8 protein-coding genes and 3 pseudogenes are annotated in these 9,647 nt (G+C 58.6%); 3 read left to right on the top strand and 8 right to left on the bottom strand.

All coding sequences use genetic code 11. The features are described 5' to 3' along the window. Both FHX09_RS20020 and FHX09_RS20015 read left to right on the top strand, forming a co-directional pair. Positions 1–360 (top strand): annotated as a pseudogene (locus FHX09_RS20020) (ABC transporter); the annotation flags it as partial. A 50-nt stretch (positions 361–410) separates the two neighbouring features. Then, positions 411–2,414, top strand: a complete 2,004-nt coding sequence (locus tag FHX09_RS20015) for a CocE/NonD family hydrolase (protein ID WP_184450538.1) — start codon at positions 411–413, stop codon at positions 2,412–2,414. 3 nt (positions 2,415–2,417) lie between these two features. On the opposite strand, the gene FHX09_RS20010 is transcribed toward FHX09_RS20015, so the two are convergent. The 5 genes and pseudogenes from FHX09_RS20010 to FHX09_RS19990 form a co-directional block, all read right to left on the bottom strand. Next, a complete protein-coding gene (locus FHX09_RS20010; protein WP_183720758.1) occupies positions 2,418–3,329 on the bottom strand; it encodes an alpha/beta hydrolase in 912 nt (303 codons plus the stop codon). Positions 3,330–3,538: 209 nt separating this feature from the next. Next, positions 3,539–3,724: pseudogene (locus FHX09_RS20005) on the bottom strand (protocatechuate 3,4-dioxygenase); the annotation flags it as partial. Between the two features lie 499 nt (positions 3,725–4,223). Then, complete coding sequence (locus FHX09_RS20000; protein WP_165933103.1) at positions 4,224–4,373, bottom strand: hypothetical protein; 150 nt, start codon at positions 4,371–4,373, stop codon at positions 4,224–4,226. A gap of 958 nt (positions 4,374–5,331) precedes the next feature. Continuing rightward, the gene (locus FHX09_RS19995; protein WP_132590120.1) at positions 5,332–5,655 is read right to left on the bottom strand and encodes a hypothetical protein; all 324 of its coding nucleotides are present in this window, start codon (positions 5,653–5,655) and stop codon (positions 5,332–5,334) included. Between the two features lie 104 nt (positions 5,656–5,759). Then, positions 5,760–6,110 carry a hypothetical protein gene (locus FHX09_RS19990; RefSeq protein ID WP_007800090.1) on the bottom strand — a complete coding sequence of 117 codons (351 nt, stop codon included), beginning with the start codon at positions 6,108–6,110 and terminating at the stop codon, positions 5,760–5,762. Positions 6,111–6,412: 302 nt separating this feature from the next. Between FHX09_RS19990 and FHX09_RS19985 the strand changes: the two genes are divergently transcribed. Then, positions 6,413–6,610, top strand: a complete 198-nt coding sequence (locus tag FHX09_RS19985; RefSeq protein ID WP_132590122.1) for an ATPase inhibitor subunit zeta — start codon at positions 6,413–6,415, stop codon at positions 6,608–6,610. 83 nt (positions 6,611–6,693) lie between these two features. Here FHX09_RS19985 and FHX09_RS19980 read toward each other — a convergent pair whose 3' ends face one another. From FHX09_RS19980 to FHX09_RS19970, 3 genes and pseudogenes are all read right to left on the bottom strand, one after another. Then, complete coding sequence (locus FHX09_RS19980) at positions 6,694–6,852, bottom strand: hypothetical protein (RefSeq protein ID WP_165933104.1); 159 nt, start codon at positions 6,850–6,852, stop codon at positions 6,694–6,696. 427 nt (positions 6,853–7,279) lie between these two features. After that, positions 7,280–7,389 (bottom strand): annotated as a pseudogene (locus FHX09_RS30005) (IS6 family transposase); the annotation flags it as partial. A 135-nt stretch (positions 7,390–7,524) separates the two neighbouring features. After that, positions 7,525–9,642, bottom strand: a complete 2,118-nt coding sequence (locus tag FHX09_RS19970) for a carboxy terminal-processing peptidase (protein ID WP_132590124.1) — start codon at positions 9,640–9,642, stop codon at positions 7,525–7,527. Positions 9,643–9,647: the final 5 nt, after the last annotated feature.

The raw sequence follows: 9,647 nt of genomic DNA, 5'->3' as shown, positions 1-9,647 counted from the left end.
CGCGTAGCGATCGCAAGAGCACTTGCCGCCAGGCCCGAACTCATCCTTTGCGACGAGCCGACCTCGGCGCTCGATCCTCTGGTGGCCGAGGGCATCCTCAAGCTGCTCTTGCGCCTGCAGGAAGAAGAGCAGCTCTCCTATGTCTTCATCACCCACGACATCGCGATCGTCCGGGCGATCGCCGACAGCGTGGCGGTGATGCATCGCGGCAAGCTGGTGCGGTTCGGCCCGAAATCGACGGCGCTGTCGCCGCCCTTTGACGACTACACGGATCTGCTCTTGAAATCCGTGCCGGAAATGGAGATCGGCTGGCTGGAACATGTGCTTGCCACGCGACGCATGAAAAGCGCCGGCCATTGACTTGCCGGGGCGAAAGCCTCTCTCATGGAATGTGCATCAAGGGAATGAGCATGACGTCGCGCGGCTTCACCACCATCGAGAATGAATGGATTGTCCTGAAGGATGGAACGCGGCTTGCCGCGCGGATCTGGATGCCAGACGGTGCAGAGGAAAATCCCGTTCCCGCGGCCTTCGAATTCCTGCCCTATCGCAAGCGGGACGGGACCAGTCTCAGGGACGAGTCGACCTATCCGGTGTTTGCCGCGGCAGGCATTGCTGGCGTGCGCGTCGATATCCGCGGATCTGGAGAATCCGATGGCGTCATCGATGGCGAATATACGACGATGGAGCTTGGCAATGCCTGTGAGCTGATCGCCTGGATCGCCCAACAGCCATGGTCGAACGGCTCAGTTGGCATGATGGGCATCTCCTGGGGCGGCTTCAACAGCCTGCAGGTCGCAGCGTTGCGCCCACCCGCGCTCAAGGCCATCATATCGATCGCCTCGACCGTCGACCGCTATAACGACGACATCCACTACAAGAACGGCTGCCACCTCTCCGCACAGCTTTCATGGGCCGCGACCATGCTCGGCTATCAATCGCGCCCACCCGACCCCGCGCTTGTCGGCGAGCGCTGGAAGGAGATGTGGCTGGAACGCCTGGCTGGCGAACCCTTCCTGATGGAGGAGTGGCTGGCACACCAGCGGCGCGACGATTTCTGGCGTCACGGCTCGATTTGCGAGGATTTTTCGAGCGTGCAGATCCCCACACTCGTCATCGCCGGCTGGGCCGACGGCTACCGCAATACGCCTTTGATGGCGGTCGAGGGCCTGGGGAGCAAGGCGAAGGCGCTGATCGGCCCCTGGGTCCACAAATATCCGCACTTCGCCTGGCCGAAGCCCCGCGCCGATTTCCATGGCGAAGCGATCGCCTGGTGGAACAAATGGCTGCGCGGCGAGGACAATGGGATCGACGGATTACCGCAGGCACGCGCCTATATTCTCGATGCCGTGCGCCCTGCCGCGCGGCGCGACGCCGATCCAGGCTTCTGGATCGCCAAGGACGCCTGGTCGCCACCGCAGATGGAATGCTTCTATGTCGAGCAATTCGGCCGTTTGACGCAGGGCATGCCGATCCCGCACGCGCCCGATCATATGGTCTATCTGCGCTCTCCGCTCGATACCGGGACGGCATCCGGTGAATTTTTCACGCTGAAGCCAGACGCCGAAATGGCCATCGACCAGCGTGCGGACGATGCCGGCTCGCTGGTCTTCGAGACAATACCGCTTGCCGGGGATTGCGATTATCTCGGCCGGCCCGTGCTTACGCTTGCGCTGCGCCCCCACGCGACAGGTGGCAATCTCTGTGCCCGGCTCATCGACGTCCATCCGGATGGCACGGCAACGCGCGTCGCCTTTGGCGTCGTCAATCTCACCCACCGCGATGGCAATGCCGATCCCAAGCCGCTGGTTCCAGGCGAGAAGGTGTCGGTCCGGCTCGTGCTTGATGCCTGCGGTTATCGCTTCCGCAAGGGCCATCGTATCCGTCTTTCGCTTTCCAGCGCATATTGGCCGATGATCCTGCCACCGCCAGAAGACGAAGGGGTCGAGATCGATCTCGCATCGCTCGGCCTGGCACTGCCATTGCTCGGTGAATTCAGGAGGATCGAAATCGAGGAACCGGCCAATCCCGATCCGCTGCCGAAATATATCGAACATAAAGCCGCAGCAACAAAGCGGCAGGTCATCCGCAACCTTTCGGCTAACCGGACAGAGTATCACATCCATGAGGACACCGGACTTTACGAGCATCCGCAGACCGGCCTGGCCACGCGGCAACTGCGGGAAGAAGTCTGGTCAATTGCGCCGGATGATCCGCTGTCGATGACCGGCACGTCGACCTGGACCTGCGACATGCGCCGCCCCGGTTGGGTCGTGCGGACGGTCGCGACCGCACGGATTGCATGCACCGGGACCGATTGGATCGTCAGCGCCGTTGTCACCGCGTTTGAGGGCGACGTGCAGATATTCGAAAAGATCTTTCCCGAAACGCGGATCGCCCGCGACCTGATGTGATCGTCAGGCCGTCGCAAAACGCCTGATGGCGTCGCACACGGCATAGAAGCCGTCGCGCGCGCCATCGCTCATGTGGCGGGCACGCAGCCAGGCGTGCACCATCTGCGGCTCTTCTCGGAACCACACCTCGATGTCTTCGGCGGCGAGCCGGGCGGCATATTGCCGGCCGTCGTCTCGAAGCGGATCGAAGTGCGCGACCGTGATGAAGGCCGGTGGCAGTCCGGCAAGCGAAGATGCCTGCAACGGCGCGGCGATCTCATTGCCTGCCGGCGCCTGCAGGATATCGCGGTAGTAGGCGACATCCGCTGTCGTCAGGCCGGGCGCCGCGGCCATTTCGACATAGGAGCCCGCGGTGAGGTCTCCGCCAAGCGCCGGATAGATCAGGACCTGGCCGACGACGCCCGGCAGACCCTCATCGCGTGCACGCAAAGCAAGGCCAGCCGCAAGATTTCCGCCGGCGCTGTCGCCGATCAGCACGACGCTGTTGTTGGCGCAAAGCAGATGCTTCAGCACGGCAAACGCGTCATCTGTCTGTGCCGGCCAGCGATATTCAGGGGCCAGCCGGTAATCGACGGAAACCAGTTCCGCACCGGCAAAATCGGCGATCTCGGCGCAGATGGCATGGTGGCTCTCGAGTGAGCCGACAACAAAGCCACCGCCGTGAAGATAGAGCAGAATGGTTCGCGTGGCGATTTCCCGCGGACGGTAGCGCCGGATCGGTATGCGCTGGAGCATGCCGTCCGAAAAGATCATCTCGGCGGGCAGCGGGCGGTCGAAGCGTACGCAAAGGGCGTTGTACCAGCGCCGCTGCTGTTCGATTGATGCTCTAACGGCGTCTGGCGGATAAAAGGCATCGCAAATCGCGAGAAACTGCAGCATGCCCTTTTCGGTGGGGCCAGGCGATTGAATGGACATGCGGGTCCTTTCGCGATTTGGGACACTGCAGATCATGTCCCCAGTCGACTCTGCCCTGATCATGCACCCTTCTGACGGGAACGATCTGTCTGGTCGCGACCTATTGATGTCGCGGCACTTCCTAATTTCGAACCTGCATTCAGGGGCCAGGTGCTAGGCGAAGGGTCTTAGCGGGGGCATTCTGGAGATATTTCCAGGAAAGGCGGCGGGGCATGCACGATCCTGACGACCATAGGCACCGGTAGGCCAACCTTGCCTTCCGACACGTCCTCACGCTCGGGAACGTCGTTGACGTGACAGGGTCCAAGCGTCTGGGCGGCGGTGACGATGCCGTTCGGGCGGCTGCGGAATACGGGCTCCGGCAGTTTAGCCAGATCCACTGCCCGGGTGCCGCCACACCGCGACACGCGTCATTCCCTGTATTGGCGCTCAATGGCGCAACCTCCCACCAGACATCCGTCGCTGCCGTCCCCTCGGGACACCGGTCCGCAACAGGTGCTCACGGCACAGGGGGCTTTGGGTCGCTCCTAACGGGAAGGCCCGGTCGCACCAGCCTACAACACCGGTACCTCAACAGGAAAATGGTACAGGGGCCTGATTGCATAGAGGTTGTAGATTTACGCAGGCTGGACTTTCTAACACGCCAAACGGCCAAAGAGACGCATCAAATCGGATTATCTCGAAGAGTGAGGTCGCCGTTATAGGCTGACTGCTGCGGCTGAGTGGAAAGCCATAGCCGGGACTGCGTGAAATCAACCTCGAACCAATCCTTCGCAACAAACGTAGTCAACGTAACGGGCCCGCCGGGCTTCGATTGATCCCGAGATGATGTCCGGATGGCCGGAAACGGTGAGATCGCAATGTTATGAATCTCTTGGCCGAATGGACTAACGCTCAGTGCCAAATTACGCCGTACAACAACATGGCTGTGACGAATGCCAAGCCGACCAACAGTGATCCCTCAACAGCGAAATTGCCGTAATGAAATCGGCGAACTCCGCCCATGAAGTTTTCGATATGGCGGCGGGTTGTGATGGAAGACATTTGCGCGTCCTCCTTTACTTGTTGGGGCCGAGGGGATGGAACCCTAGGCAGTAGCGCCCTTGGCATTAGCTGCTGCTACAAACACTATGCGCGTTAGCGGAATGGTTGGCAAACGTCATTTGCGTCCGATCGCCAGCTGGGCGGCCTGCCCTGGAAAATCGATGAGGCGTGGACTACCCGTGACGTGGCCAAACATCATGGCGCCGTTGTGTCCGCCGCACTGATGACGCGGGTCCTCTTAGCTGTCGGACACCGGAATAGATCGGCGCGTCCCCCCACGCTTGGTAAGACGTATTGCGACAACCTTTAGAACGGCTAAGCGGCCCTCGATCTCGCCCATTGACGGAATCGCAAGGTTTGCACCGTTCCCGTAACCGTCGCGCTTGGCATTGTACATCACGCAATCCTCATGACACCGACTGATCCTGTCGGTCGGCAGGTGTCTGCTGCACGTGGACGGGTCTTAGGCTGAAATTCGATCCAGAGTGATCGTAGGCCGTTAGGCAAGTGAGCGGCTGCGATTACATTAGACATCGCAGGTTTGGAAGTTGTCGTTTCGGCTGACCTCAATGCTTAACGGGTGCAGGTGTTCGCTCGAAATGCTCTCGAACCATGCAAGCAATGCCTCCCGTGATGAAGTCTTGGAAGAGACATCCAGTGCCGGTGGGCATAGATCCGAGCCAACGACTCCGGTCCCGCTGATCCGCATCAACGTGAATCGCTGCTGCAAGGGGCCAATTGTGTCCCAGTTCAGCCCAAAAATCCAGAAAACCATCCCGCCAACAGCGCTAAGGCTGCTACCATAAGAATCACTATCCATACGCCGCGACTGCGCTTCGGCGGTCTCCCAGAATAGCGATCAGGGTCGGCCATCGTACTCGTCTCCAAAATACGCCCTTCGCTGCGCGCCGCCTTCCGCGCGGCAGCCTTAGGGTTCCAAGCTGAACGCGGCGTTGAATTATCGCCGATCGGCGTCCTTGAAGGCAACCTTTCTGTCATGACGATCCCGTGCCAGTTCAAGCTCCTTCATCGTGGGGACCTTTTCGAATAATGAGGTCTTGCTTTCCACCTCGAAACCACCAAGCTCTTCGGTCGGCAATTGAACCTCCGCAACGACATTCCCTGGTGTGTCGCCGTGTCGGCTGCACAGCGTGGCGCGAGCGTCTGAAGCCTGAACGATCAATTCCTCAGCCGATGGGCTAGCTATCGGGCGGCTTTCGTTAGCGCTACCATTCCTTGTTCTGCCGAAGGAGGCAGGTTTGGTGATTTTATCCTTGAGCATCGGTCATCCGTCGATCTGTGTTTGACTGATCGCTACCGGATAGTTTTGCGCTCAGGGCATGGCTCCCTCCATTCAGGCTCCGCGATCCTTCCAAGGCCATGAATTTAGCCCGCGCTTCCAAGCGCAATCTGGCATGCCTGCGCAAGGTCTGCATTTGGCTCGCTGCTGCCAAGCGGCGTTGCCCAGCCTGCCTTCTTGATAACGTCGCTACGCCCGTATGTACCGGCTGCCTTGAGTGCGGCCATGATCTCTGCCGAAGCCGGATCCGTTTTGGCCCTCTCGAGGCAATAGGGCGTGAGCGCAGCCGCGATGGCCGAGGTTCGCTCGATCCCGGCTGCTTTTTGAGCACTGCCGTTGGTCATCCACCCGCCCCATGTGAAGCCGACGATCGCAAGCGCGGCCGCGCCGCATACTGCTCCCCATAGGCCGGGGCGAAGCCAGGTCATATCTTGCATGTCCATATCCAATCTGAGTGAAAGCACGCAATATTGCGCAAAAGGATAATAGCACAATAAACAAAGTGCGGATTGTATATTATTTATTATTTTACTCTATTTGAATCCATTCATATTATTTTTGGTTATTTGCCATATATTCTAAATTTATATTTTCTTTTTCCATTCCATTCTCGTCATCACTTAATTTGAACGTAGTGTGAGCTAGTCGTCGGTTGGCCCATAAGGCTGCGGTGCATCCAAAATAGCCTTCAGGGTGCAGTCCCGACGAAACTGGGTTTTGGCCCAATGGGTCGCGGAGCTTGTCGGCGCTCGATGTCCAAGCCTATGTTGCAGAGATCATCGAGGTTCGGACGACAGCAGCGGGCGATGAGGGCGTTATAGCAAAGATCCTCGCAGACGTTCGAGCAGCGGATCGGGTCCTGGGCGAGAAGGAGTTTCGAGCCTACATGGCGACGCTGACGACCAATGAAGCAGACGCCGAAGCGCCCCGTCCTTGAACGCCGCTTCGATAGAGTGTGAGCGAAATCGCTCACGGTCGACTTTCGAGCCGGGTTGTGTGTTTCATCTGCCAGCACATTGGTCAAAGTATCGGGAACGCCAGTTTCCGTATGCGGCCTTCATCGCGCATCGCATTACGACGTACGCTACGCATGTCCAGCTGTTCGAAGCCGAGCGCGGCGTTCGCCAGCGCCGACATGCGCCACGCCAGGCGCACGATACCTGCACGAGCGCCTATCATGCGGTCTGGCGCCTACCACCATGGAGGCAGCCTCTTCCATGCTGAGGTTCTTGGGCTTCAGCGCCACTCCGCTTCATTGATGGCCACGAGATATAAGGTTGTATGCGTCAAGTTCTGCAAAATTGGGCGGTCATGCGGCTGGTCATGCGGCTTGACGCACACAACCCATGCCCATTCGATTGAGCGATGCGGTGATATGTTCATCGGACCAGCGGGCCGGCCATGCTGCCTTACAAGATCGCTCCCTCCCATCGGCTTTATGACTTGCCCCGCCGCGCTCCGCCCGGCAGGGTCTATTCTTTATCACCGCAGGATGCCGAAGCAGGTCAAAGAAAAGGCGGCAGAGTTGTTGCAGCGGTCACCATGCGCCGTGGCTTTGGCGGGCCCCTCGTCGACGCCTGGCGGCCGTAGTGTTGCGTCGGCTCTAAACGATTTCATCAAGAACATAGCCATCCTGATCAACGGATGACCAGAACCCAGCGCTTCTTCCTGGAAAATCGTCACGATCACCTCATCCCACACGTGGCTGCGGCTCGGCGGGTTCCGCCGCAAACAGCCGGCATATCTTAAGCGAAACTTCTTCATTAGCAGCCAACCGCTTCGACCGCGTTGGTCAGCTGAAGTTGGGATCACGCATGAATAGCCCTAGGCTTGCTGCGCCGGTCGGAATGACTATTTTCCATCCGTATTTCCCGATTGTTTTGTGGCTGCCTTTAGCACTCCTTCGTGCAAATCCGCCTCATCGGCAAGAATGGCGCCGGCCTCGTCCAGCAAAACGTCTCTTGCCTTCTTGCGGGCATTTTCAATGGCAATGTCAGCGCTTAGGCTGCGCTCGTTTGCCTGCAGACCATCATCTTCACCGGTATCTTCGCCATCGCTTGATTGCGCTCGAGACTTGAGACGATTTTCTCGAGCGGTCAATTCTCTGCGACGTTCGGCTTCGTTGAGAGAGACAATCCCTTTCTCACGCTGCGCCTTCAGATCAGCAATGTCTTGTAACAGGCGTTGGAAGTCCGGATCGCTCTTAACCCGGGCATCATGGCGACGTTGCAGTGTCGGCAGCAAGGTCGTTACAGTGTCGTCGGGCGCGTAGGTCGCGGGCGTGATCTGCGCCCACGGCAAGGCATTGTCATAGCTGGTCTCGCCAAAACGTGTCGGATCCGAAAGTCCCGGCAAGCTGATATCAGGCGTCACACCGCGCAGCTGCGTCGTACCGCCATTGATCCGGAAAAACTGGGCAATCGTCACTTTCAGTTCACCGAATTCGGGCTTGTTGTTATGAACCATCTGGTCAAGATTAACGACAGTTTGAACGGTACCCTTGCCGAAACTGGGTTCGCCGACAATCACGCCTCGACCGTAATCCTGGATTGCCGCAGCAAAAATCTCTGACGCCGAGGCCGACCCGCGATTGATCAGGACACCAACGGGACCAGTCCAGACAGGCGCTGGAAGATCAGCGCTTCTTACCGTGACCTTACCGTCGCTACCGCGTTGCTGGACGACCGGGCCATGGCCGATGAACAGGCCGGTCAAATCGATCGCCTCGTCCAATGAACCGCCGCCATTGTTGCGCAGGTCAATGAGAACACTGTCGACCTTTTCTTGCTTCAGCTCGCCGAGAAGCTTGGCGACATCGCGGCTTGCGCTTCTGTAGTCCTTGTCTCCTTTGTGCCGGGCTTCGAAATCCTCATAGAATGCTGGCAGAGTAATCAGCCCGATTTTACGTGTCGCATCGCCCACTTTCACGGGCAGCACGGCCTTGCTGGCCGCCTGTTTTTCGAGGCTGATTTTATCGCGCACCAGGCTGACAACACGATGGGTGCCATCTGCTCCGGCATCGGCCGGCAGGATGTCCAAGCGCACGACAGAGCCTTTTTTCCCTCGTATCAATTGCACGACTTCATCAAGGCGCGTGCCCACCACTTCTTTGATCGCCCCATCCTTGCCCTGCCCAACGCCGGTAATGCGATCTCCGACCGAGAGCTTCCCGGACAACTGCGCCGGCCCGCCAGGCACGAGCTCGCGGATCGTCGTGTAGTCGTCGCGTTCCTGCAGGACCGCACCGATACCAAAGAGCGAAAGCTTCATCGCGATATTGAAATCGGCCGAAGCGTTCGCGCCAAAATAGTCCGTGTGCGGATCGATCGAGTTTGAATAGGCATCCATGAACGACTGGAAAACGTCGTCGCTTTTGTACTTATAAACGCGCTCGAGGGCGTTCGCGTAGCGTTTGTCGAGCGTTTCGCGAATAGCCGCGTCGGTTTTGCCGCCCAGTTTCAACCGCAACCAATCGCTTTTGACGCGCTTGCGCCACAGGTCATTGCTCGCCGCTTCCGACTGCGGCCAAGGAGCTTTGTCGCGCAGCACGGAATACGTTTCCTGCGCCTCGAAATCGAAGTCCTGCTTAAGCAAGTTGCGCGCGTAGTTCATGCGGTCGACAACGCGCTGTTCATACACGTTGAAGATCGCAAACGGGATCTTCAAGTCCTCCCGATCAATCCCATCGTCGATCTCGCTGCGCTCCGTCATGAACCTGTCGATGTCCGCTTGCAGGAAGAGCACGCGGTCGGGATCGAGTGATTTAATGAACCGATCCATGATCCTCGCCGACAAAGCGTCGTCGAGTGGAACAGGCTTGTAGCTGAAACGCGTGAGAAATTGTGCACTCACCTGAGCGGCTTGTGCCTGCTGCTTTAGCGGCGCCAAAACAGGCGGTGATGCGACTTCGGCATTTGCGGACTGTACGAGTGCAACAAATGCACAAAGGAAGACGTATGATATGCGCATTCAGC

The organism is Rhizobium sp. BK538 (assembly GCF_014197575.1).
GTDB lineage: Bacteria > Pseudomonadota > Alphaproteobacteria > Rhizobiales > Rhizobiaceae > Rhizobium.
Note: the sequence above shows the minus strand (reverse complement) of the source record. Positions and strands in the feature narration are given on the sequence as shown.

Excerpts from the sequence above, each read along its gene's own strand:
- FHX09_RS20015 (WP_184450538.1), top strand. The coding sequence starts at position 411 with ATGACGTCGCGCGGCTTCACCACCATCGAGAATGAATGGATTGTCCTG.
- FHX09_RS20010 (WP_183720758.1), bottom strand. The coding sequence starts at position 3,329 with ATGTCCATTCAATCGCCTGGCCCCACCGAAAAGGGCATGCTGCAGTTT.
- FHX09_RS20000 (WP_165933103.1), bottom strand. The coding sequence starts at position 4,373 with ATGTCTTCCATCACAACCCGCCGCCATATCGAAAACTTCATGGGCGGA.
- FHX09_RS19995 (WP_132590120.1), bottom strand. The coding sequence starts at position 5,655 with ATGCTCAAGGATAAAATCACCAAACCTGCCTCCTTCGGCAGAACAAGG.
- FHX09_RS19990 (WP_007800090.1), bottom strand. The coding sequence starts at position 6,110 with ATGCAAGATATGACCTGGCTTCGCCCCGGCCTATGGGGAGCAGTATGC.
- FHX09_RS19980 (WP_165933104.1), bottom strand. The coding sequence starts at position 6,852 with ATGATAGGCGCTCGTGCAGGTATCGTGCGCCTGGCGTGGCGCATGTCG.
- FHX09_RS19970 (WP_132590124.1), bottom strand. The coding sequence starts at position 9,642 with ATGCGCATATCATACGTCTTCCTTTGTGCATTTGTTGCACTCGTACAG.